Annotated in this window: 21 protein-coding genes and 1 riboswitch; of the genes, 6 read left to right on the forward strand and 15 right to left on the reverse strand. The window is 62.6% G+C overall.

The genetic code is table 11. The features are described 5' to 3' along the window. Window positions 1–70 precede the first annotated feature (70 nt). Complete coding sequence (polA, locus tag CSQ92_RS24765; protein ID WP_099395669.1) at window positions 71–2833, reverse strand: DNA polymerase I; 2763 nt, start codon at window positions 2831–2833, stop codon at window positions 71–73. Window positions 2834–3137: 304 nt separating this feature from the next. On the opposite strand from polA, the gene CSQ92_RS24770 reads away from it, so the two are divergent. The 3 genes from CSQ92_RS24770 to CSQ92_RS24780 all read left to right on the forward strand — a co-directional run bounded on the left by CSQ92_RS24770 (window position 3138) and on the right by CSQ92_RS24780 (window position 5367). Then, window positions 3138–3533 (forward strand): hypothetical protein, encoded by a 396-nt coding sequence (locus CSQ92_RS24770; protein ID WP_070278239.1) that lies wholly within the window; start codon window positions 3138–3140, stop codon window positions 3531–3533. An 83-nt stretch (window positions 3534–3616) separates the two neighbouring features. Further along, window positions 3617–4573 (forward strand): homoserine kinase, encoded by a 957-nt coding sequence (locus tag CSQ92_RS24775; protein ID WP_034784810.1) that lies wholly within the window; start codon window positions 3617–3619, stop codon window positions 4571–4573. Between the two features lie 2 nt (window positions 4574–4575). Further along, complete coding sequence (locus tag CSQ92_RS24780) at window positions 4576–5367, forward strand: BPSS1780 family membrane protein (RefSeq protein ID WP_034784808.1); 792 nt, start codon at window positions 4576–4578, stop codon at window positions 5365–5367. 173 nt (window positions 5368–5540) lie between these two features. On the opposite strand, the gene CSQ92_RS24785 is transcribed toward CSQ92_RS24780, so the two are convergent. Continuing rightward, the gene (locus tag CSQ92_RS24785; protein ID WP_099395670.1) at window positions 5541–7850 is read right to left on the reverse strand and encodes a UvrD-helicase domain-containing protein; all 2310 of its coding nucleotides are present in this window, start codon (window positions 7848–7850) and stop codon (window positions 5541–5543) included. Between the two features lie 114 nt (window positions 7851–7964). On the opposite strand from CSQ92_RS24785, the gene CSQ92_RS24790 reads away from it, so the two are divergent. Continuing rightward, window positions 7965–8240 carry a hypothetical protein gene (locus CSQ92_RS24790; protein ID WP_218964090.1) on the forward strand — a complete coding sequence of 92 codons (276 nt, stop codon included), beginning with the start codon at window positions 7965–7967 and terminating at the stop codon, window positions 8238–8240. Then, entirely contained in the window at window positions 8237–8761 is a 525-nt protein-coding gene (locus CSQ92_RS24795; RefSeq protein WP_099395672.1) for a GNAT family N-acetyltransferase, read from the forward strand. Before CSQ92_RS24790 ends, CSQ92_RS24795 begins: the two co-directional genes overlap by 4 nt. 13 nt (window positions 8762–8774) lie before the next feature. On the opposite strand, the gene CSQ92_RS24800 is transcribed toward CSQ92_RS24795, so the two are convergent. From CSQ92_RS24800 to CSQ92_RS24855, 12 genes are all read right to left on the reverse strand, one after another. Next, window positions 8775–9629, reverse strand: a complete 855-nt coding sequence (locus CSQ92_RS24800; protein WP_143450428.1) for a hypothetical protein — start codon at window positions 9627–9629, stop codon at window positions 8775–8777. 343 nt (window positions 9630–9972) lie between these two features. Continuing rightward, the gene (locus CSQ92_RS24805) at window positions 9973–11079 is read right to left on the reverse strand and encodes an S-(hydroxymethyl)glutathione dehydrogenase/class III alcohol dehydrogenase (protein WP_099395674.1); all 1107 of its coding nucleotides are present in this window, start codon (window positions 11077–11079) and stop codon (window positions 9973–9975) included. Between the two features lie 113 nt (window positions 11080–11192). Further along, window positions 11193–11825 carry an ANTAR domain-containing response regulator gene (locus tag CSQ92_RS24810; RefSeq protein ID WP_034749164.1) on the reverse strand — a complete coding sequence of 211 codons (633 nt, stop codon included), beginning with the start codon at window positions 11823–11825 and terminating at the stop codon, window positions 11193–11195. A 79-nt stretch (window positions 11826–11904) separates the two neighbouring features. Continuing rightward, entirely contained in the window at window positions 11905–12528 is a 624-nt protein-coding gene (thiE, locus tag CSQ92_RS24815) for a thiamine phosphate synthase (protein WP_099395675.1), read from the reverse strand. A gap of 10 nt (window positions 12529–12538) precedes the next feature. Further along, entirely contained in the window at window positions 12539–13312 is a 774-nt protein-coding gene (gene thiD / locus CSQ92_RS24820) for a bifunctional hydroxymethylpyrimidine kinase/phosphomethylpyrimidine kinase (RefSeq protein WP_099395676.1), read from the reverse strand. 2 nt (window positions 13313–13314) lie between these two features. After that, complete coding sequence (locus tag CSQ92_RS24825) at window positions 13315–14109, reverse strand: thiazole synthase (protein WP_099395677.1); 795 nt, start codon at window positions 14107–14109, stop codon at window positions 13315–13317. Between the two features lie 25 nt (window positions 14110–14134). Beyond that, the gene (gene thiS, locus CSQ92_RS24830; RefSeq protein WP_099395723.1) at window positions 14135–14338 is read right to left on the reverse strand and encodes a sulfur carrier protein ThiS; all 204 of its coding nucleotides are present in this window, start codon (window positions 14336–14338) and stop codon (window positions 14135–14137) included. A 20-nt stretch (window positions 14339–14358) separates the two neighbouring features. Continuing rightward, window positions 14359–16272, reverse strand: a complete 1914-nt coding sequence (gene thiC, locus CSQ92_RS24835; RefSeq protein WP_034784795.1) for a phosphomethylpyrimidine synthase ThiC — start codon at window positions 16270–16272, stop codon at window positions 14359–14361. Window positions 16273–16351: 79 nt separating this feature from the next. Continuing rightward, window positions 16352–16467, reverse strand: a riboswitch (TPP riboswitch). A gap of 108 nt (window positions 16468–16575) precedes the next feature. Beyond that, entirely contained in the window at window positions 16576–16830 is a 255-nt protein-coding gene (locus tag CSQ92_RS24840; RefSeq protein WP_034784794.1) for a hypothetical protein, read from the reverse strand. 39 nt (window positions 16831–16869) lie between these two features. Beyond that, window positions 16870–17676 (reverse strand): response regulator, encoded by an 807-nt coding sequence (locus CSQ92_RS24845; RefSeq protein WP_034784792.1) that lies wholly within the window; start codon window positions 17674–17676, stop codon window positions 16870–16872. Window positions 17677–17704: 28 nt separating this feature from the next. Next, entirely contained in the window at window positions 17705–19609 is a 1905-nt protein-coding gene (locus CSQ92_RS24850; protein ID WP_240317681.1) for a PAS domain-containing hybrid sensor histidine kinase/response regulator, read from the reverse strand. Between the two features lie 44 nt (window positions 19610–19653). Continuing rightward, entirely contained in the window at window positions 19654–20394 is a 741-nt protein-coding gene (locus CSQ92_RS24855; RefSeq protein ID WP_034784790.1) for a Crp/Fnr family transcriptional regulator, read from the reverse strand. Between the two features lie 235 nt (window positions 20395–20629). Here CSQ92_RS24855 and CSQ92_RS24860 point away from each other — a divergent pair, with 235 nt between their 5' ends. Continuing rightward, entirely contained in the window at window positions 20630–22714 is a 2085-nt protein-coding gene (locus tag CSQ92_RS24860; protein WP_257219345.1) for a putative bifunctional diguanylate cyclase/phosphodiesterase, read from the forward strand. Between the two features lie 9 nt (window positions 22715–22723). Here the strand turns inward: CSQ92_RS24860 and CSQ92_RS24865 are convergent, their stop codons facing one another. After that, the gene (locus tag CSQ92_RS24865; RefSeq protein WP_099395679.1) at window positions 22724–23773 is read right to left on the reverse strand and encodes a porin; all 1050 of its coding nucleotides are present in this window, start codon (window positions 23771–23773) and stop codon (window positions 22724–22726) included. Window positions 23774–23780 lie beyond the last annotated feature (7 nt).

Consider the following 23780-nt stretch of genomic DNA (forward strand, 5'->3'; position numbering starts at 1 on the left):
CTACGGTCATTGCTCAAGTAAACATGTAGGTCGGCTTAGCGGGGCATGCCCCGCGTAAGCCGACGCAGCATCAATGCGCTTCGTCCCAGTTCCTGCCGACGCCCACCTCGGCCGTCAGCGGCACTTTCAGCGCGGCCACGCCCGCCATCAGTTCCGGCAGCTTGCGCTTGACCAATTCGAGCTCGGCGTCCGGCACTTCCAGCACCAGTTCATCGTGCACTTGCATGATCATCTTCGTTTGCAAGTTGTCCGCTTCCAGCCAGCCTTGCACGGCGATCATGGCCAGCTTGATCAGGTCGGCGGCCGTGCCCTGCATCGGCGCGTTGATCGCCGCCCGTTCCGCGCCCTGGCGGCGCGGGCCGTTCGGCGAATTGATTTCCGGTAACCACAAACGGCGGCCGAACACGGTTTCCACGTAGCCGCGCGCCTTGGCTTGCTGGCGCGTGTCTTCCATATACTGTTTCACGCCGGAGAAGCGAGCAAAGTAGCGGTCGATATAGCTTTGCGCGGCTGTGCGGTCCACGCCCAGGTTACCGGCCAGGCCAAACGCGCTCATGCCGTAGATCAAACCAAAGTTGATGACCTTGGCGTAGCGGCGCTGTTCGCTTTGTACTTCCGCGGCCGGCACGCCGAAGATTTCAGCGGCCGTGGCGCGGTGAATGTCGATGCCGTCGGCAAATGCGCGCAGCATGGCTTCGTCGCCCGAGATGTGCGCCATGATGCGCAATTCGATCTGCGAATAGTCGGCCGAGACGATGTGGCTGCCCGGCGGCGCAATAAAGGCTTCGCGGATACGCCGGCCTTCCGCGCTGCGGATGGGGATATTCTGCAAGTTCGGGTCGTTCGACGCCAATCGTCCCGTCACGGCCACGGCTTGCGCATAGTTCGTGTGCACGCGTCCCGTGGTGACGTTGATCATTTTCGGCAATTTATCCGTGTACGTCGACTTCAGCTTGGCCATGCCGCGGTATTCGAGCAGCACTTTGGGCAATGGATAATCCTCGGCCAGCTTTTGCAGCACTTCTTCATCCGTCGATGGCGCGCCCGTCGGGGTTTTCTTGACCACCGGCAGTTTCAGCTTTTCAAAGAAGATTTCGCCGATCTGCTTGGGCGAACCCAGGTTGAATGGCTGCTCGGCCAGTTCATACGCCTTCTTTTCCAGTTCGAGGATTTTCACGGCCAGCTCGGCCGACTGGATGTTGAGCAATTCGTCATCGATCAGCACGCCGTTGCGCTCGATTTTTTGCAAGACCACGGCCGTCGGCATCTCGATCTTTTCATAGATGAAGGTCAGCTTTTCATCATTCGCCACGTTGCCCCACATGGCATTGTGCAAGCGCAAGGTGACGTCCGCATCCTCGGCCGCGTATTTCGCCGCCTGCTCCACCTCGACTTGATTGAACGTGATCTGCTTGGCGCCCTTGCCGCACACGTCCTCGAACGGGATCGTCGTGTAGTTCAGGTGGCGCAGGGCCAGGCTGTCCATGTCGTGCTTCTTGTGCGATTCAAACACATACGATTCAAGCAGGGTATCGTGGGCGATGCCGCGCAACGTCACGCCGTGGTTGGCGAAGATGTGGCTGTCGTATTTCAGGTTCTGCCCCAGCTTGGGCTTGTTCGCATCTTCCAGCCACGGGCGCAATTTCGCCAGCACGTGTTCACGCGTTAATTGCTCGGGCGCGCCCGCGTAGTCGTGGGCCAGCGGGATGTAGCAGGTAGCGTGCTCGGCCACGGAGAGGGAAATGCCGACCATTTGCGCCGTCATCGGCTCCAGCGAGGTGGTTTCCGTGTCGACTGCCGTCAGGGGCGCCGCATCGATGAGGGCAATCCATTTGTCCAGCTGCTCGTCCGTCAGCACGGTTTCATAGGCGGCTTCCACCGCTGGCGCGGCATCGGCGAACATGTCGCCCGTCGTGTTGGCAGCAGCGGCACCGGCAGTTGCCGGTGCGCCAACAGGCGACATCGGCGGCGGCACCGCGCCCAGTTCGCGCAGCAGTGCCTTGAAGCCGTAGCGCTGGAAGAAGGCCAGCAGCGCTTCCCTGTCTTCGTGTTTCGCCACCAGCGAGTCGGCGATGGTCGTCATGTGTTCGGACAAGTCGCAATCGGTCTTGACGGTGATCAAGGCGCGCGCCTGTGGCAGCCATGGCAAGGCCGTGCGCAGGTTTTCCCCCACGGCGCCGCCCACCTTGGCCGCGTTTTCCATGACGCCTTCCAGGCTGTCGTACAAGGTCAGCCATTTGACGGCCGTCTTCGGGCCGCATTTCGATACGCCCGGCACGTTGTCCACGGTATCGCCGATCAGCGACAGATAATCGATGATGCGGTTCGGCGGCACGCCGAATTTGACCAGCACGGCCGCTTCATCGAGCTTTTCGTTGCTCATGGTATTGATCAGGGTCACCTGGCTGTTGACCAGCTGCGCCAGGTCCTTGTCGCCAGTCGACACCACCACGTTCATGCCGGCGGCGGCCGCCTGCACGGCCAGCGTGCCGATCACGTCGTCCGCCTCCACGCCGTCGACCATCAATATCGGCCAGCCCATGGCGCGCACGGCTTCGTGGATCGGCTCGATCTGCAGGCGCAGGTCGTCCGGCATCGAGGCGCGCGTGGCCTTGTATTCCGGATACATGTCGTCACGGAACGTTTTACCTTTGGCATCGAACACGCAGGCGATGTAGGCGGCCGGGTAATCGGCGCGCAGGCGGCGCAGCATGTTGACCATGCCGTGCATGGCGCCCGTGGGATAGCCATCCGGGCTGCGCAGGTCGGGCAGCGCATGGAAGGCACGATAAAGGTAACTGGAACCGTCGACTAACAGCAGGGTGTTTTGCATAATGCCAATAAAATAAGGTGAGCCGCGCCAGCCGGGAAGAAACAGCGGCGGACGGGCGGAATATCGCACAATTATCGCAGAGTTTAGGGCCACGCCACCGGCCGCAACACGTGCCGTTCCTGGCGTTTTTATCACCCCGGCAGCCCCGTGCGGGCGCGCGGGCGGCCGCTGCGGGCCATTTCGGCGCATTAATCAGCCGTATTAAGCAGCATTGCCTACCAGTTTGTTACAATGCCTTATAGATAAATTGACGGCATTACACCACTGCACGCGCTGCAGTCCCTCACATGGAAGCGAACCCATCATGATGCGTACATCGACACTCTGGACATTCCTCGCCCTGCCCCTGCTGGCATGTTCGGCCATCGCCAGCGCCCAGACGCCGGCCAAACCGAGCGACGCGCCGCCACAGCTCGAACGTATCGAGGAAATGGGCGAAGCGCCCATCACCGTGGCACCGGCCGCGGCCAAGCAGCAGATTACCGAGAAACGCGAAGCGGGCGTGACGTCCGAAGTGAAAGTCACGAGCGGCGGCAGCACCTATTACATGAAGCCGGCCGCCGGCGGCGACCAGGCCCATAGCGGCGCCCTGCGCGGCCCGCAATGGAAAGTACTGGAATTTGACCTGGGCAAGAAGAAACAGAAACAACGCGACGAAGAGGCAGCGGACGCTCCAGCGCCGCCCGCACCAGCGAAGTAAGCAGCCACTCTCTTCTGCCCTGCCCCGGCCACCTGCGGGGCAGCCGGCTTTTTTTGACCTTTTAGACCAATCCTCTCTTTCCCATGGCAGTTTTTACCGCGCTACACCTGGACGATATCGGCCAGTGGATCACGCAGTTTCCACTCGGCAAACCTCTGGCGCTCAAGGGCATCGCGTCCGGCATCGAAAACAGCAATTTCTTCCTGAGCACGGAGCGCGGCGAGTACGTGCTGACGATCTTTGAAAACCTCAGCTTCGCGCAATTGCCGTTTTATCTGCAACTGATGCGCCATTTGGCGGACCGGGGCGTACTGGTGCCGGCGCCGATCGCCAATGCGGACGGCGAACTGGTGACGGCCCTGCAAGGCAAGCCGGCCGCCATCGTCAGCAAACTCGACGGCAGCTCGCAGATGGCGCCGCAAGCCGTGCATTGCGCAGCGGTCGGCGCGATGCTGGCGAAGATGCACCTGGCGGCGCAGGACTTCCCCCTGCAACAGCCGAATTTGCGGGGACTGGACTGGTGGAACACCACCACGCCCCTCGTCCTGCACCACCTCGACGATGCCAAGGCGCACTTGCTGCGCGCGGAAATCCATTTCCAGGACGCCTTTGCTGCCTGCGATACGTATAAAGCCATCCCGCGCGGTCCCGTGCATGCCGACCTGTTCCGCAACAATGTCATGTTTGACGGCGAACAACTGACGGGCTTTTTCGACTTTTACTTTGCCGGCTGCGACACCTGGCTGTTCGACGTGGCCGTCACCGTCAACGACTGGTGCGTGGACCTGGACACGGGCGTGCTCGACACGGTGCGCGTGCGGGCCCTGCTCGACGCCTACCAGGCCGTGCGTCCGTTTACGCATGAAGAACAGACGGCATGGCAACCGATGCTGCGCGCCGCCGCGCTGCGCTTCTGGCTGTCGCGCCTGTACGATTATTACCAGCCGCGCGAAGCGGAAATGCTGACCCCGCACGATCCCACGCATTTCGAACGCATTCTGCGCGAACGTATCGCCACACCTGCTCCGGAACTGTTTTAAACATGGAAAAATTACCTGCAAGTACAGGTTGGCAATGGGTGAAACAAGGCTTCGCTCTGTTTCGCAAGCAACCTGGCGGCATGTCGATGCTGTTTCTCGGCTATATGTTCTGCATGCTGGCCGTCAGCATCGTGCCCGTGCTCGGCCAGATGCTGCCCGTCATCCTGGTCCCCGTCTTTTCCGTCGCCTTCGTGCAAGGCTGCCTGAACATCGACCAGGGCAAGCGCGTATTGCCCAGCCTCTTGATCTCGGGCTTCCGCAAGCCCGCGTTTCCTTCCCTGTTCGGCCTGGGCGTGCTGTACATCCTGATGGCCATCGTGGCCATCGGCGCCTCGACTCTGGTGGACGACGGCTTGCTGTGGCAACTGGTCACGGGGCAATTGACGGAAGAAGCGGCGCGCACCGCCATCCCCGAATCGCGCCTGGGCCTCGGCATCCTGCTGGCCATCGTGCTGTACGTGCCGGCCGCCATGGCCTTCTGCTTTGCCGCACCGCTGATCTACTGGAAACAAACCGGGCTGGGCAAGGCGCTGTTCTTCAGCTTTTTCGCCGTCTGGCGTTCGCTGTCGGCCTTCATCGTCTTCGCCGCCACCTGGTTCGCCATCAGCGTCGTCACCAGCCAGTTGCTGGCCGTCATCTTTGGCCGCACGCCGCTGATGATGCAGCTGATGATGCCGCTGTCGATGATTCTCACCATCATCATGCATTGCTCGTTCTACGCCGCCTACCGCCAGATCTTCGGCTTGCCCGTCGATGAGAGCAAGACGGTGTCGCTGGACAAGCCGAACGACTGATTGCTACGCCGCATAAGAAAAGGGCAGCCTGCGCAGGCTGCCCTTTTTTTATTTGCCGAATGCCTTGCAATGCCACACACAGGCCGGATTAGCCGAAGGCGTCATCCGACACCATTGCTGGCCTCGCAGCGTCGGATTACGCGGCGTTCCGCCGCTAATCCGACCTACGCCCATTACCGCCCCAGGCGTTCCAGTTTCGCGATACCCAGGTCCAGCACCTTCATGCCGTGCTGTCCGAAATTGATTTGCGCGCGCGCATTGCCGCCGCCGCCTTCGATATTGACGATCACGCCTTCGCCGAACTTGGCGTGTGCCACGGATTCGCCGATGCGCCAGCCGCCGCCCGTGGCTTTTTGCGCGATCTTTTGTGCAATCGCATTGTCCGAACCCAGGCTAGCCACCTTGGGCGCCTCGTCCCAGGCCGACTTGCGGTTGCCGAACCAGTTCGCCTGCACCTTCGGCGACAGCCATTTCAAGGATTCTTCCGGCAATTCGTCGAAGAAGCGCGATTTCATGTTGTAGCGCGTCTGGCCATGCAGCATGCGCGTCTGCGAAAAGCTCATGTACAGCCGCTTGCGCGCGCGCGTGATGGCCACGTACATCAGCCGGCGTTCCTCTTCCACGCCGTTGTCTTCCTTCGAGCTGCTTTCGTGCGGGAACAGGCCCTCTTCCAGGCCCGTGATGAAGACATTGTCGAATTCCAGGCCCTTGGCCGAGTGCACGGTCATCATCTGCAGCGCATCCTGGCCCGCCTGCGCCTGGTTGTCGCCCGCTTCCAGCGATGCGTGCGACAGGAAGGCGGACAGCGGCGACATCACGGCCGGCAGCGGCGCGTCGGCATCGAGGATTTCGATGCCGTCCTGGTTGACGACGGGCGCGCCCGATTGCGCCTGGGCGGCAGGGCCCAGATGGGCCGGCGCGCTCTGGCCGAAACCTTCTTCGGAAATGAACTGGCTGGCCGCGCTGACCATCTGCTCCAAGTTCTCGATGCGGTCGGCGCCCTCTTTTTCATTTTGATAATGTTGCAGCAAGGTACTCGCTTCCAGCACCACTCTGACCATTTCCGGCAAGGACAATTGCTGCGTTTCGAAACGCACGCCCTCGATCAGCTTGACGAAACCGGCCAGCACGCTGCCCGCCTTGCCCGCCACATACGGCACGGCCGCATACAGCGAAATGCCGTACTGTTCCGACGCGGCCTGCAATTGCTCGATCGAGCGCATGCCGATGCCCCGCGTGGGGAAATTGACCACGCGCAGGAAGGCCGAATCGTTGTGCGGATTGTCCATCAATTGCAAATAGGCAATCGCGTGCTTGACCTCGGCGCGCTGGAAATAGCGCTGGCCGCCATACACGTGATACGGAATCGCGGCCGAGAACAGCGCATGCTCGATCACGCGCGACTGCGCATTCGAGCGGTACAAGATGGCGATTTCACTGCGCGAAGCGCCATCGGCGATCAGGCTTTTCGCCTCTTCGATGATCCACTGCGCTTCCTGCAGATCGGAACTGGCTTCATACACGCGCACCTGCTCGCCATGGCCCGCGTCCGTGCGCAGATTCTTGCCCAGGCGCTTGCTGTTGTTCGCAATCAGCACGTTGGCGCTGTCGAGGATGTGGCCGTGCGAGCGGTAGTTCTGCTCCAGCTTGATCAAGTTCTTGACCTGGAACTCGTGCTCGAAGGCGCTCATGTTGCCCACGTTGGCGCCGCGGAACGCATAGATGCTCTGGTCATCGTCGCCGACGGCAAACAGGGCGCCGCCATCGCGGCTGCCGTGGCCGGCCAGCAATTTGAGCCAGTTGTATTGCAGGTTATTCGTATCCTGGAACTCGTCCACGAGGATGTGGCGGAAACGGGCCTGGTAGTGTTCACGCAGGGGCTGGTTACGGCTCAGCAATTCATACGTGCGCAACAGCAATTCCGCGAAATCGACGACGCCTTCGCGCTGGCACTGGTCGTCGTACAGCTGATACAGTTCGACCATCTTGCGCTCGTGCGCGTCGTACGCTTCCACGTCCGTGGCGCGCAAACCCTGGTCCTTGGCATTGTTGATGAAATACATCACCGTCTTCGGCGGGAATTTTTCATCATCGATATTGTTTGCCTTCAACAAACGCTTGATCACCGACAATTGATCCTGGGAATCGAGGATCTGGAACGTCTGTGGCAAGGCCGCGTCGCGGTAGTGCGTGCGCAGCAAGCGGTTGCACAGGCCGTGGAAGGTGCCAATCCACATGCCGCGCGTGTTGATCGGCAGCATGGCCGACAGGCGCGTGAGCATTTCCTTGGCGGCTTTATTGGTAAACGTCACGGCCAGGATGCCAGGCGGCGATACCTGCTGGGTCTGGATCAGCCACGCGATGCGGGTGGTCAGCACGCGGGTCTTGCCCGAACCGGCGCCTGCCAGGATCAGCGCGTGCTGCGCCGGCAAGGTGACGGCAGCCAATTGTTCGGGATTGAGATTGTGAAGAAGATTTTGCATCCCGTGATTATACCGGCATGGCTAAAAATACTGTGCATTTGTCCAGCGGTCGCGCCGCATTCGCCGCGTGCGCGCTACAATCGGCATCACTGCACAGCTGACGAAAACATGCCCATGACACCTCCCAGCCACCTCGATGGCGCCCGCGTACTGGCCTGGGCCTGGTCCGGCCTGCCCTTCGGCCACGTCACCAGTGAAGACGGCGCCGCCCCCATCGCCGTTCACGGCCTGGCCGTGTGCCGCTACGGGGACGAGGCGCAAGTCTACCGTTTCAGCTGCGACGCGCACTGGGACACGGTACAGGATGAGGTGTATGCCAGCGAGCACGACGCCAGAGAGCAGCTGCCGGCGCAATACCGCGCCGTGGCCGCCGTGTGGAACACACCGTGAGTTACGCCATCCGCGCAGCCACCGGCGCCGACCTGCCCCTGCTGGCCCAGGTCGAGCGCAGCGCCGCAACCCTGTTTGCCCACGCAGGCCCCGAACTGGCGTGGCTGGCGCAGGGAGAACCCTTGCCACTGAGCACCTTGCAGATGCTGCAGCAGCATGGCGGCGTATGGGTGGCCGCCGATGGCCTGGACCGGCCATCGGGTTTCCTGGCCGCCCAGCCGCTCGACGGCCAGTGGTTCATCGTGGAATTGTCCGTTGCCCTGCCGCATCAACGGCAGGGCCTGGGGGCGCGCCTGCTCGACGCGGCGGCGGCCCATGCCCGGGCGCTGGGCTGCGCATGCCTGACACTGAGCACGTATCGGCACCTGCCATGGAACGCGCCCTACTATGCGCGCCACGGTTTCAGCGCAATCGAGGCCGCGGCGCTGGGCGCGGGTCACGCGCTCAAGCTGGCGCGCGAAGCGCAGGACGGGCACGATCCGGCGCTGCGCTGCCTGATGCGCAAGCCACTGGCCCGCTGATTCAGCACAACATTCAGCGCACCAGCTTTGCCTTGCCTTCGCTGAGCGCCTGGGCGATCACCTGGCGCGTGGTCTTGTCGGCGATCTTGACGACTTTTTCCTGCTGGCGGCCCAGGTCGTCCATTTGCTTGCCCAGCGCTTCCATCGGCTTGCTGCGCTGCTCCATCTGGCGCGACATCTGCTCCATTTTCTCGGCCTCGCGCTCGTGCACGTCGGCGATGCGGTCGTTGATCTCTTCCATTTCTTCCTGCGCATCTTCCATCTGCTGCTGCAGGCGTTCCACGTCGCGCTCGGCCGCGCGGCGCGCCGTGCCGCTCGTTGCCAGCGCCTGGCGGCGCGAGGCGTCGCCGAGCTTGCGGCCCAGCTCCTGCTGCTGGCGGCCCAGCGCGCGCAGCTGTTCCGACTCGCGCGCGCTGCCTTTTTCCAGGCTGCGGGCGCCCATCTTGCGGCCCATGTCACCCATGGCCTTGCCGTGCGCGCCCATTTGATCGCCAAGCGCGCTCATCTCCTTGCCCAGCTGTTTCGAGGGCAGCCATGCCGTGCGCACCTTGCCCAGCAAGGCCGTATCCTGCAGCACGTAAGCCTGTCCCTGGTCGCGGAACCACAGGAAGGGGCCCTTGATCGAGCGCTTGAGCTTTTCCACCTGCTGCGAATGAATATCGCTGTCGACAACGATGACGCCCTCGCCATCCCTCGTGCCATCGACCAGCGCATAGCTTTCGCCCTTGTCGAGCGAGCGGCTGACCTGCACGCTGGGCGCGGCTGGTGCGGCCGGTGGCGCGGGCGGTTGCGGCGGCTGCACGGCCAGCGCGCTGCCGCCAAGCAGGATACCGGCCAGGCTGAGGATCAAACGGTGGGAAGTGGACATGGCTGCCTCGTCGCAAAAGTAGTGGAGCATTGACTTTAACGACGGAAAGCTCACGGCTCCAGCGCGGTGCGACAGGCTGCAAAAAGGCGCACCTGGACGGCAGGCTTGCGCGATGAGTGGCAAAGCACGGGTAAAAAAAAGGAGGCCAGGGGCCTCCGTAAAGCCGCTGTGGTACAGCGACGAGAATCACGATAAGCGCTGGCGGCCGGCACCGCCAGCGCCGTGCGATGAAGTGCCGGGATGAAGGGTTAGGCGACAGCCTGGCCCGATGGATGGCAAACGCGGCGGCAAAAAAACGGAGGCCGCAGCCTCCGCAAAAACGCCGTGGTACGGCGTATTTCAATTAATACAGCACGACGGAGCGGATCGATTCACCGCTCTTCATCAGGTCGAAACCCTGGTTGATATCTTCCAGTTTCAAACGGTGCGTGATCAAATCGTCGATATTGAGCTTGCCTTCCATATACCAGTCGACGATCCTCGGCACGTCCGTGCGGCCGCGCGCGCCGCCGAAGGCGGAACCTTTCCACACGCGTCCCGTCACCAGCTGGAATGGACGGGTGGAAATTTCCTGGCCGGCCGCCGCCACGCCGATGATGATGGACTGGCCCCAGCCCTTGTGGCAGCACTCAAGCGACTGGCGCATGGTGGTGGTGTTGCCGATGCATTCGAATGAATAGTCGGCGCCGCCGTCCGTCAGCTGCACGATAGTGTCGACAACGTTTTCCACCTCGTTGGCGTTGACGAAATGCGTCATGCCGAACTTGCGCGCGATGGCCTGGCGCGCCGGGTTGATGTCCACGCCGATGATCTTGTCGGCGCCAACCATTTTCGCCGCCTGGATCACGTTCAAGCCGATGCCGCCCAGGCCGAACACGACCACATTGGCGCCCGCTTCCACCTTGGCCGTAAACAGCACGGCGCCCACGCCCGTCGTCACGCCGCAGCCGATGTAGCAGACTTTGTCGAATGGCGCATCTTCGCGGATCTTCGCCAGGGCGATTTCCGGCACGACGATGTAGTTCGAGAAGGTGGATGTGCCCATGTAGTGGAAGATGGGCTTGCCGTCGATGGAAAAGCGCGAAGTCGCGTCCGGCATCAGGCCGCGGCCCTGGGTCGAGCGGATCGACTGGCACAGGTTGGTTTTTTGCGACAGGCAGAATTTGCACTGGCGGCATTCCGGCGTGTACAGGGGGATGACGTGGTCATCCTTCTTCAGGCTTTTCACGCCCGGGCCCACGTCGACGACGATGCCGGCGCCTTCATGGCCGAGGATCGACGGGAAGATGCCTTCCGGATCGGCGCCCGACAGGGTGTAGTAATCGGTATGGCAAATGCCGGTGGCCTTGATCTCGACCAGTACTTCGCCCTCGCGCGGGCCGGCCAGGTCGACTTCTTCGATCGTCAGCGGAGCGCCCGCCTTCCATGCAATCGCTGCTTTGGTTTTCATGTGTGTCCTGTCTATGGTTGAACCAGGCGCGCCAGCGCGCCGTATGGCCACATCATAACAAGGCAGGCGCCGACATGCCACGCCGGCGCCGGTGCAACGCTTACTTGAAACACTTACTTGGTTTTCGCCCGGTTCAAAAAGGCGCCGTGCAGGCCGTTCAGGGTTTCTTCGGCCAGCAGCAGCTGGCTGGCGATTTCATTGATCTTGCGGCGGCTGGAACGGGCGTGGTCACGCAGCACTTCGAACGCCGTGTTGCGGTCCGTCTGGAACTTGCCCATCAGCAAACCGACAGCTAGGCTGGTTTCGCGGCCGGCGGCCAGCGCCGCATTCAGGTTCAGTTCGGTGCGCCGGAGTTGGCGGATTTCATCGGCGCGCGCCAGACCCGCTTCAAACGCGGGCATCAAGCGGCCTTCATCGACGGGTTTGACGACATAGCCGACGGCGCCATAGGCGGCCGCCTGCTTGCCCGATTCGCTGTCGCCGCTGCCGGACAGGAACATGAACGGCACGGCCGTTTCGCCATGCAGACGCTTGGCCAGCTCCAGGCCGGACATGCCCGGCATGTGGATGTCGAGCAAGGCCAGGTCGGGCTCGCGCTGGGCGATCAGCTGCAGCGCCACTTCGGCCGAATGGGCCAGGGCCGTCTCGTAGCCGGCATGGCGCAGGACTTCGCCGAGGAATTCCAACAGGAGTTGGTCATCGTCAACGATCAGGATAAGGCGTTTCGCGGCGGCTGGCTGACTCATGGGCAAAGGGACCTCGGTAATGAATGATGCTCTTATTATATGCCGATTATCCGCCCAAACCAGCCCTGCACCCGCATGCTCATGCCGCAAACAAGTGATTGAATTGCTGCACCACAATATTCACATCGTCCGCCTGGTATTCTTTGCCAAAGACGCTGCTGATGGCCGCCACCATGTCGGCGCCGCGCGCGACCAGCGGCGCCGCGTTCTCCGGCGTCATGCCGCCGATCACCACGCACGGCAAGGCGATCTCGCGCTTGGCCTGCAGCACGATATCCAATGGTGTCGTGACCGGATACTTTTTCACCAGCGAGGGATAGAAGCCGCCGAAGGCCACATAGCTGGCACCGCCAGCGTCTGCCGTCCGCGCCAGGGCCATGTCGCCATAGCACGAGGCGCCGACGAGCTTGTCCTTGCCCAGGCGCGCGCGCACCTGCGCGACGGACGCATCCGTGCCACCCACGTGCACGCCGTCCGCGTCGAGCTCTTCGCACAGCTCGATAAAATCGTTGATGATGAAAGGCACGCCATATTTGCGGGCCAGGACCAGCAAGGCGCCCGCCTGCTCGCGCCGCTGTTCCGCGTCGGCGCTCTTGTGGCGGTATTGCAGCAGGGCCACGCCACCGTGCAAAGCCTGTTCCGTGATATCGAGCAGGCGGTCGGTGTCATCCCAGTTCGGGGTAACCAGATACAGTCCACGCATGATGTTTTCCTTATTGAATGAATCGTTGCGGCATCAGCTGGCCTGGCGCAACCGCATACGCGCCGGCCAGGGTCGCATGGCAATAGCTTTGCGCGCCATCAAGCGCTTCGGGCAATGCCTGGCCCAGTGCCAGGCGCGCCGCGATGGCGGACGCCAGGGTACAGCCGCTGCCGTGGAATTCGCCGGGCAGGCGCGGCCAGCACCACTCGCGCGCCCTGTCCTCACCATCGTGCCAGCGGTTGACGATCACCTCGCCTTCGCCATGGCCGCCCGTCACCAGCACGTTCTTGCAGCCTTGCGCGCGCAGGTTTTTCTCGCCACCGAGGGCCGCCGCTTCCGGCCCGTTCGGTACGATGACGGTAGTCACCGGCAGCAAGGGCGCCAGCGCCAGCACGGCGTCGTCCCGGCTGAGCACGTCGCCATGGCCGCTGGCCAGCACGGGATCAAGCACGACAGGCAAATCCGGCCGGACCAGCCGCAATTGCGCGATCAGTTGCGCAATGACGGCCGCATTCGCGGCGCTGCCGGGAATGCCGATCTTCACGGCATCGATGGCGATCTTGTCGATCAGCGTCTGCGCCTGTCGGCGCAGCAATTCCGGGGCCACAGGCTCGACAGCAAACACGCGGTCGTTGTCCTGCACCGTCAGCGCCGTGATGACAGGCAAGGCATGCGCGCCCTGCGCGGCAATCGCCACGATATCGGCGGCGATGCCGGCGCCGCCCGACGGATCGGCGCCGGCAAACACCAGCACAACCGAACGACACGGCAGACGCCCGGACATCGTCACGCCAGGCGGCCCGCCATCGGCGACGATGGCGAAGCAGCAAATTTGCGCGGCATGCGTCCCGCCAGGAATGCTTCGCGCCCGGCCCGCACGGCCAGCTTCATGGCATGCGCCATGCGCACGGGGTCGCGCGCGCCGGCAATGGCTGTATTCATCAGCACGCCATCGCAGCCAAGTTCCATGGCAATGGCCGCATCCGACGCCGTGCCCACGCCTGCGTCCACCAGCACGGGTACTTTCGCCTGATCGATGATCAGCGACAAGTTCCACGGATTCAGGATGCCCATGCCCGAGCCGATCAGCGACGCCAGCGGCATGACGGCCACGCAGCCGATGTCTTCCAGAATCTTCGCCTGGATGGGGTCGTCGCTGCAATAGACCATCACGTCAAAGCCATCCTTGACCAGCGCTTCTGCCGCGACCAGGGTTTCCGGCATATGCGGAAACAAGGTTTTTTCGTCGCCCAGCACTTCCAGCTTCACCAGATTGCGCCCGCCCAATAGCTCGCGCGCCAGTTGCAGGGTGTAGATGGCATCTTTTGCGTTGTAGCAGCCGGCCGTGTTCGGCAAAATCGTGTACTGGTCCGGTGGCACGAAATCGAGCAGGCTGGGCGCGTTCGGGTCCTGACCAATGTTGACCCTGCGAATCGCCACCGTGATGATCTGCGCCTCGGCCGCATCCGTTGCTTCGCGCGTCTGCGGCAAATCCCTGTACTTGCCGCTGCCCACCAGCAGGCGCGATGGATACTGTTTTCCCGCAATGGTCAGCAGGTCGTTGTTTGTTGCGGTGTTCATGTGCGTTTCCTTGTCTATTCTCAATTTAACCGCCGCCAATCGCGCGTACGATTTCCACGTGATCCTGCGTTTCCAGGACCCGGTCCTGCCACGCCTTGCGCGGCACGACGTTGCGGTTGACGGCCAGCGCCAGCGCCTGGTTTTCCAGCGACAGGGCGGCGATCAATTGATCGAGGGTTTGCCCCGGCGGCACCTGGTGCGGTGCGCCGTTGAGCGTGATGGATATCAATGCAGGCATCACGCTCTCCTTCAGACCTTGCGGTACAGCTCGGCGCCGTTCTTGATGAATTCGATGGCCTTGATTTCCATGCCCTGCTTGAGCGCCTTGTCTTCCGCGATACCCATGCCGGCCGCGTATTCGCGCACCTCCTGCGTGATCTTCATCGAGCAGAAATGGGGGCCGCACATGGAGCAGAAATGCGCCACCTTGGCCGAATCCTTGGGCAGGGTTTCATCGTGGAATTCGCGCGCCTTGTCCGGGTCCAGGCCGATGTTGAACTGGTCGTCCCAGCGGAATTCGAAGCGGGCTTTCGACAGCGCGTTGTCGCGGATTTGCGCGCCCGGATGGCCCTTGGCCAGGTCGGCCGCATGCGCCGCGATCTTGTACGTGATGATGCCGTCCTTGACGTCCGCCTTGTTGGGCAGGCCCAGGTGTTCCTTCGGCGTCACATAGCACAGCATGGCCGTGCCATACCAGCCGATCATGGCCGCGCCGATGCCCGAGGTGATGTGGTCGTAGCCGGGCGCGATATCCGTCGTCAACGGTCCCAAGGTGTAGAACGGCGCTTCGCCGCACTGCTCCAGCTGCAGGTCCATGTTTTCCTTGATGAGCTGCATCGGTACGTGGCCCGGACCTTCGATCATCACCTGCACGTCGTGCTTCCACGCAACCTGCGTCAGTTCGCCCAGGGTTTTCAGTTCGCCCAGCTGCGCCTCGTCGTTGGCGTCGTAGATGGAACCGGGACGCAAACCGTCGCCCAGCGAGAACGACACGTCATACGCCTTCATGATTTCGCAGATTTCTTCGAAATGCGTGTACAGGAACGATTCCTGGTGGTGCGCCAGACACCATTTCGCCATGATGGAGCCGCCGCGCGAGACGATGCCCGTCAAGCGCTTGGCCGTCATCGGCACATAGCGCAGCAGCACGCCCGCGTGGATGGTGAAGTAGTCGACGCCCTGCTCGGCCTGCTCGATCAGGGTGTCGCGGAAAATTTCCCACGTCAGATCTTCGGCCTTGCCATTGACCTTTTCCAGCGCCTGGTAGATGGGCACGGTGCCGATGGGGACGGGGCTGTTGCGCACGATCCATTCGCGCGTCTCGTGGATATGTTTACCTGTGGACAGGTCCATCACATTGTCGCCGCCCCAGCGGATGGCCCAGGTCATCTTTTCCACTTCCTCGCCGATGGAAGAGGTGACGGCCGAATTGCCGATATTCGCGTTGATTTTCACGAGGAAATTGCGGCCGATGATCATCGGTTCCACTTCCGGGTGGTTGATGTTGGCGGGAATGATGGCGCGGCCGCGGGCGATTTCCTCGCGCACGAATTCGGGCGTGATTTCCGCCGGGATGCTGGCGCCGAACGACTGGCCAGGGTGCTGGCGGCCCATCAGGTCGGCCAGGCGTTCGCCCATGGGACCGGAAGCTTTCAGCTCGCGCAAATATTCCTGCCGGCGCATGTTTTCGCGGATGGCAACGAATTCCATTTCCGGCGTGATGATGCCTTGGCGCGCGTAATGCATTTGCGTCACGTTCTTGCCGGCAATGGCGCGGCGCGGCTTGCGGTGCAAGTTGAAACGCAGCTCGGCCAGTTTCGGGTCCGCCAGGCGGGCGATGCCGTAATCGGAGGTCGGACCGGGCAATTCTTCCGTGTCGGCCCGCTCCATGATCCACGGCAGGCGCGGCGTGTCCAGGCCCGAGCGGATGTCGATCTGCACGTCCGGGTCCGTGTAGGGGCCGGACGTATCGTAGACGTAGATCGGCGGATTCTTTTCGCCGCCGAACGACGCTTCCGTGTCGGACTGGCTGATCTCGCGCATGGGCACGCGGATGTCGGGCCGGCTGCCTTGCACGTAGATCTTGCGCGAATTGGGCAGCGGCGCGATGGCGGCTTCGTCGACCGTGGCGGTGGCGGAGAGGAATTTCGGGTTGGCGTTCATTTTGGCTCCTTGGCTAGACTGTTTTTAAGCCTGGAGCCAGCTAAGGAGGTTCGGCTGCGCGCACGCGGAAAAGCGGGGTGCGTTCATCCTAAAGCTTCCCTTCGCTGGCATTATCCAGATCAGGTTCGGAGGGTATTTCTCACCCGCGCTTGCACCGTGTTTCCACAGCGAAAGGCAGGACCCCTAGCGTTTGCCGCCTTGCGGCAGCGAGCCAATTATACGCGGTTCACGCCGCGTGGCCAGATGATTTCTTGCAGGTGTCGTCTTTGCGCATCTGCTGCATTGCAACAGGCGCCATCGCGCTTATTTCTTCTTGCCCCAGCGCCAGCTGGTCGGTTCGCCCTTCAGCTGGCAGATAAAAATGAGCACGGCAACGATGGCCACTTCATAGACGATATAGCCGACCAGCATGGTTTGCGGCGGAAACAGGAAAGCGCCGCAGGCGAACAGCGCCAGCGCGGCCAGGAACACCAGCCAGCCTTGCCAGGTGATGGGCAAGCCCCAGCCCCAGCCATAGGTCTTGGCGGGGAACCAATAGGAGGGAGATTTGTCAGCCATGATGCTTTCCTTGTGGATGTGGATGGCAGCAAGTATAAATCAGGCGATGCGCAAGCGCTCCGTGACATCGAGGCCGATGCCGCGGTAGCCGATGAAGCGGCTGCCATTGTCGAACATCGGTTCGCCGCTCACTTGCAGATACTGCGTGCTGCCGTCGAGGTTGGCGCGGCTGTAGATGAAATCAAGGAACGGTTCGCGTGCGGCAATTTTTGCGTCGAGCAGCGCGCGTTCGGTGGCGTTCCAGCGCTGTGGCTCTTCCTCGCTGCCAATGCCCAGCATTTCGGCCACGGGGCCGGAAAAGCGCGTCAGATTGCCTTGCGCATCCTGTTCCCAGTACCAGTCGGACGACAGTTCCGTGAAGCGCTGGAAGCGCGCTTCGCTTTCGCGCAGCTCCGCCGTGCGCGCTTCCACCATCTGTTCCAGCGACTTGTTGTATTCGGCCAGTTTCTGGTACAGCAAGCGCACTTCCAGCATGTTGTGGATGCGCGTTTTCACTTCCACCAGGTCGAAGGGCTTGCTGACGAAATCCTTGGCGCCCGCTTGCAGCGCGCGCAGCTTGTGGCCGGGCTGGGCCGTGATCACCAGCACGGGCAGATAGCTGCCCGCCTCGATGTCGCGCAAGCCTTCCATCACCTCGAAGCCATCCATTTCCGGCATTTGCAAGTCGAGCAGGATCAGGTCGTAACGGTGCTGCTGGTGCAGCGCATGCACGGCTTGCGGATCCATGGTGGAGGTGATGCGCGTATAGCCGGCATTGCGCAGCACCTGTTCCAGCAGCATGACGTTGGCCTCCTGGTCATCAACGATGAGGATGCTGGCGTTCAGGATCTCGGTGGCTTGAAGCATGGCGGTATTCCTAAAATTAAGTGCTGAATTAGCGTACTGCGTGAGTGTCGTCGGCCAGGCCGTGCGCGGCCGCATGGTGCAGGGCCACGTCGAGCGCATCCATGAACTCGACGACCTTGATCGGCTTGGTCAAATAGCGGAAGAAACCCGCTTCCAGGCCTTTCTCGATGTCGCGCGGCACGGCGTTGGCCGACAGGGCCATCACGGGAATGTGGCTGGTGAGCGGGTCGTCGTGCAGGATATGCAGTGCGCCGAAGCCGCTGATGCCGGGCAGGTTGATATCCATCAAGATCACGTCCGGCTGATACGTGCGCGCCAGGTCGATGCCCAGGTGCGCATCGATGGCTGTGAGCAACTTCAAATCGCTGCGGCGGGCAATCAGTTGCTCCACCAGCGCCAGGTTGGCGGGATTGTCTTCCACGTACAGCAAGGTGCGCTGGCTTTCCTGCGGCACCTGCACCTGCGGCAGCGCGTCGCCATCGCCCAGCACCAATGCCGGCGCGCTGCTCGAAGCGAGCTCGAACCAGAACGTGGTGCCCACGCCCACCGTGCTGTCGACGCCGATGGTGCCGCCCATCAATTCGATCAATTGCTTGGTGACGACGAGACCGATGCCCGTGCCCTCTTCCGTGCTGTTTTCCTGTCCCAGGCGGTTGAAGGGCTGGAACAACTGTGCCACCTGGCCCGCATCGAGGCCGACGCCGCTGTCGCGCACGCTGACCCGCACCTTGGCGCCGCGCTGGCTGCAATCGACGGTAACGGTGCCGCCGCCCTGGTTGTACTTGATGGCGTTCGACAGCAGGTTGACCATCACCTGTTTCACGCGCGTGCGGTCCGCATGCACATAGAATGCCTGGCCGCAGCGGGGGAAGTGCATGCGGATGCCGCGCTTTTCCGCCTGTGGCGCGATCATCGCCTGGCAATCCTGCAGCACGTCGAGCAGGGACATGGCTTCCTGCGACAAGGTGACCTTGCCCGATTCGATCATGGCCAGGTCGAGGATCTCGTTAATCAGGCGTAACAGATACCAGCCGCCCTTGAGGATTTGTTCGATCGAGCGCTGCTGCGGCGGACTCGGCGGCGGCACGTCGGACGCCATCAGCTGCGCAAAGCCCAGCACGGCATTCAGGGGCGTGCGCAATTCGTGGCTCATGCTCGACAGGAATTCGGACTTGGCGCGGTTGGCCTTTTCCGCCACCAGGCGCGCCTTCTTCAGTTCGGCATTGTTGGTCTCGACCAGCGAGCGCGTATATGCCTGCTGTTCGCGCAGGCGCTGGTCCAGCAGCGCCTGTTCCGCCTCGACCTGCTTGCGTGCCGTATTGTCCGTGCCGATCAGCAAGTAACCGATGACCTTGTTCTGCACGTCGCGCAAGGCCGTCACGGAGACGATGGCCGGGAAACGGCTGCCATCCTTGCGGATGTAGGTCAGTTCATAAATGTCTTCGATGCCGCGCGTGGCCTTGAACACGAGCGCTTCCACGCCGGGCGTGATGACCCTGTCGAGTTCGGCACTGAGGGCGGCCGCGCGCGCGACGATTTCTTGCGCATCGGAAATACCGGCCGGCGTCAGCTTGTCCACCACGTCGCTCGCTTCATAGCCCAGCATGCGTTCGGCGCCCACGTTGAAGATCTGGATCACGCCCTGCGCATCGGTGGCGATGCACGAGAAATTGGCGCTGTTGAAAATCGCATCCTGCAAGGCGCCCGCCTTGAGCAGCTGGCGCGGCAGGCTGGCCGCCAAGGTGCGCCGGTACAGCGCGACAAGCAGCATCAGCAGCAAGAAGACCAGCGCGTCGATGACGCATGCCGTCTCGAACGGCGCGCGCCAGGCCAGCAGGCCGATGGCCAGCAGCACGATGGCGCTGAACGAAAACGCCAGCGCCATGGGCCAGCGCGACGGTGCGCGCGGGGGAATATTTTCAACAGATTGCATGGGGTAGCCTGAGCTGTAACAACGATAAAAAAAAGATGCGGTGTTCAGTGCGCCTGGCGCTGGCGCACATCCGACAACAGGCGCGTGAATTCCTTTTTGACCACGCCATAGCATTCGCACACGTGGCCTTCGAGGCCGGCACGGTCCAGCACGGAGATATGGCCGCGCCGGTAACTGATGAAGCCGCGCGCCTGCAGGCGCCCGGCCGCCTCCGTCACGCCTTCGCGGCGTACGCCCAGCATGTTGGCAATCAACTCCTGCGTCATCGTCAGCTCGCGGTTCGGCAGGCGGTCCATGGTCAGCAGCAGCCAGCGGCACAGCTGCTGCTCCACCGTATGGTGGCGGTTGCAGACGGCCGTTTGCGACATTTGCGTGATCAGCGCTTGCGTATAGCGCAGCAGCAAGCGCATGACGGGACCGGCGCGGTCGAACTCTTCCATCAGCAAATGCGCCTTCAGCCGGTAGCCGACGCCGCCTGTCTGCACGACGGCGCGGCTCGGCGTCGAATTGCCGCCCATGAACAGCGACACGCCCACGACGCCTTCATTGCCGACGCCGGCAATTTCCGACGAGCCGCCGTTTTCCAGCAGGTAGTGAATGGAAACGATGGCCGTGGTGGGGAAATACACATGCTGCAGCTTGTCGCCCGAATCGTAGATCACGTCACCGAGCAACATGGATACTTGCTCCAGGTGGGGGGCCAGGCGCGCGAAATCGGCGTCGAGCATGGCGGCGAGCAAATGGTTTTGATTCGGGTTGTGTAGCTGGGCATGCAGACTCGACATGGGCAGGTTTCCTGTTTTCCAGTCGTCAGCTAGGGGATAGTTGAAAGGCGTCCGAACGAGGGTCGCCATGTAGTGCAGCGTAACACAGCGCTTGCACAGTGACCCGACTATATTTATTGTCGGCATGCCCGTCCGTTCGCTACCGAACGGACGACATTTCGCCGCCCGCCCTACAGTCAGTCACTGCCCGGCCTGCCTGATCATGGATCGGCACCGGCGCTGCCACGGGGCCACCATGCAATCATTCTTCAAGCGCATCTCCATATCTGTTTCTACCTCGGCCCTGCTCACCCTGGCGTTCGGGCTGTGCCTGACGGCGCTGTGCTACGTCTCGGCACGCCAGATCGAAGCGGAAAGTGCCCGGCTGCTGCTGCAGTACCATGCCAGCGGGCACACGCTGGGCGCCGCCCTGCTGCCGGCCAAAGGCATGGGCCTGGACGCCAGCCATCGCGGCTCGCTGTATGTACTGCTCGGTGGTGTGCTGTCGAGCCTGCTGGCGGCCGCGTATGTGTATCAGCTGGTCTCGCGCAATTCGGTCATTGCCCGCATCACGGGCGAGCGCACGGCGGCGCTGCAGTTTGCCAATTTGCGTCTGTCCGAAGACATCGCCGCGCGCATGCACAATGAAAAGTCGCTGCGGCTGCGCGAACGCATCATCGAAGTGTCGGCCAATGCCATCATCCTGTGCAGCGCCGACGCACCGGGCTACCTGATCGAATACGTCAACCCTGCCTTCGAGCGCATCACCGGCTATACGGCCGGCGAAGTCATCGGCCAGCGCCTGGAAGACTTGCAGGGTCCCGAGCAGGGGCGGCAAGACATGCACGCCATTACGGCGGCCCTGCGCGAACAGCGCGAAGGCAAGGCCATCGTGCGCAATTTCCGCAAGGATGGCAGCAGCTACTGGAGCGAGCTGTTCGTCGCGCCCGTGCGCGACGATGGCGATGGCGCGCTCAGTCACTTTGTCGTGGCGCAATACGACATCAGCACCGTCATGCGTTTCGAACAGGAAATGGAATTTCAGGCCAGGCACGATATCCTGACGGGCCTGGCCAACCGGGCACTGCTGCGCGAACGGCTGGAGCAGGCGATGGCCGTGACGCGGCGCAGCGGCCTTCCCCTGTGGGTGGTTTTCATCGACCTCGACCGCTTTAAATTCGTCAACGATACCCTGGGCCATGATGCCGGCGACCTGGTGCTGAAAAGCGTGGCCGAACGCCTGCGCGACGCCACGCGCGAAGTCGACACGGTGGCGCGCCTGGGCGGCGACGAATTCGTGCTGCTGCTGCCCCAGCATGGCAATGGCGAACCGGGCGCGACCATTCTGCAGCGCATCCAGGACGCCGTGGCGCAGCCGCTGCAACTGGGCGAATATGAATTTTTTCTCAGCTGCTGCATGGGCGTGGCCGTGTATCCCGACGATGGCGACGATGCCGACACCCTGATCAAGCACGCCGACATCGCCATGTACCGCGCCAAGGAACAGGGACGGGGCAACTGGCAATTCTATGCCTCGGGCATGAATGCGGGCACCCTGGAGCGCCTTGGGCTGGAGAGCGAGTTGCGCCACGCCCTGGAACGCGGGCAATTCCACCTCGAATACCAGCCCCAGCTGGATCTGGCCAGCGGCGCCGTGGTGGGCATGGAAGCGCTGCTGCGCTGGCAACATCCGCAACTGGGACGTATTCCACCTGCCAGCTTCATCGGCCTGGCCGAGGAAATGGGCTTGATCACCCCCATTGGCGACTGGGTGCTGCGCACGGCGTGCGCCCAGACGCGTGCCTGGCAACTGGCCGGCCATGGCCCGCTGCGCCTGGCCGTCAACCTGTCGGCGCGACAATTCAAGCAAAGGAATCTGCTGCACGCGGTGGCGCAGGCACTGGCCGAGACAGGCCTCGATGCGGCCCATCTGGAACTGGAATTGACGGAAAGCATGGTCATGCATAACGTGGAGCAAGCCACGGCCATCATGGCCAACCTGAAGGCGCTGGGCGTGCAATTGTCCATCGACGACTTCGGCACCGGCTATTCCAGCCTGGCCTACCTGCGCCACTTCCCTATCGACGTGCTGAAAATCGACAAAACCTTCGTCAGCGACATCACGCACAGCGACGACGACGCCGCCATCGTGCGCGCCATCATTTCGCTGGCGCACAGCTTGCGCCTGAAAGTCATCGCCGAAGGCGTGGAAACGGAGCAGCAGCTGGCCTTCCTGCGCCAGCAAGGCTGCGACCAGATGCAGGGCTATTTGTTCAGCCGCCCCCTGGCCGCCCCCGCCTTCGAAGCGCTGCTGCACGAAGGCAGCATGCTGCCCGCCTAGCGTGACGGTTTAGAACGCGTGGCGCAGGCCGACGTTGAAGGCGCGGTTGCCGCTGCCCACTTCGGTGGCATTGCCCACCATGTAAGCGGCGTCGTTGCGGTTACGGATGTGCGCGTAGGCAACATACACCTTGCTGCGCTTGGACAAGGCATACGTGGCGCCGATGGCCAGCTGCTGCGCATCGCGGTTGGCCGCGTCGCGGTCATCCTTGCGCACATACGAGGCCAGCAGGGTAGTCGCGCCGAGCGGCACGGACACGCCGACGATGGCGTCGCGGCTGTCGGTGGACTGGGCCGGCGCCTGCGCCGCACCGTATGGATTCTCGGCAAAGAACATGCTGCTGCCATCGCCCGTATTGCGGCCATAGCCGGCAAACGCCGTGGCCACGCCGAAGTTGTAGTTACCGGCCAATATCGTGTTGTTCACGTCGGCCTTGCCCGGCTCGCCGGCACGGCTCTGGCGCGCCAGGCGCAAGGTCAATGGACCGTTGACATAGCCGAGGGCCAGGCCCAGCGAACGCTGGTCCGCCGCAATCCCCGTGTGTTCGCCAAAACCGACCATGACCGTGGCCGTGACGCCGCGCAGCTCGGGCGAGGTGTAGCGCACGGTATTGTCGATGCGCGTGGCCGAATAGCCGGCCAGGTTGGTCGACGCGCCCGCCATGCCGCCCTCGAATGGATCGGCCACGTCGGTCAGCGCCTGGCTCTGCAGGTTGTACTGGCGACCCACGGTCAGCATGCCCAGCGGACTGTCGATGCCGACAAACGCCTGGCGGCCAAACAACTGGCCTGCCTGGTCCGAGCGGCCCGTGTCGCTCAGGACGCCCGCTTCCAGCGTGAACACGGCTTGCAAGCCGTTACCCAGGGATTCCGTGCCGCGCAAGCCCAGACGCGAGCCGGCCGACACGCCGCTGGTGAGCTTGCTGACGCCGCCTTCCTGCACCAGGCCCGCATCCATCAAGCCATACACGTTGACGGAGGACTGGGCATGGGCGGCAGGCAAGGCGCCCAGGGTGGCGATGGTCGAAACAAGGCCGACACTGATCGAGAGTTTTTTCATGCTGGTT

The sequence above is a fragment of the Janthinobacterium sp. BJB446 genome (assembly GCF_002735655.1).
In the GTDB taxonomy this organism is placed as follows: domain Bacteria; phylum Pseudomonadota; class Gammaproteobacteria; order Burkholderiales; family Burkholderiaceae_D; genus Janthinobacterium; species Janthinobacterium lividum.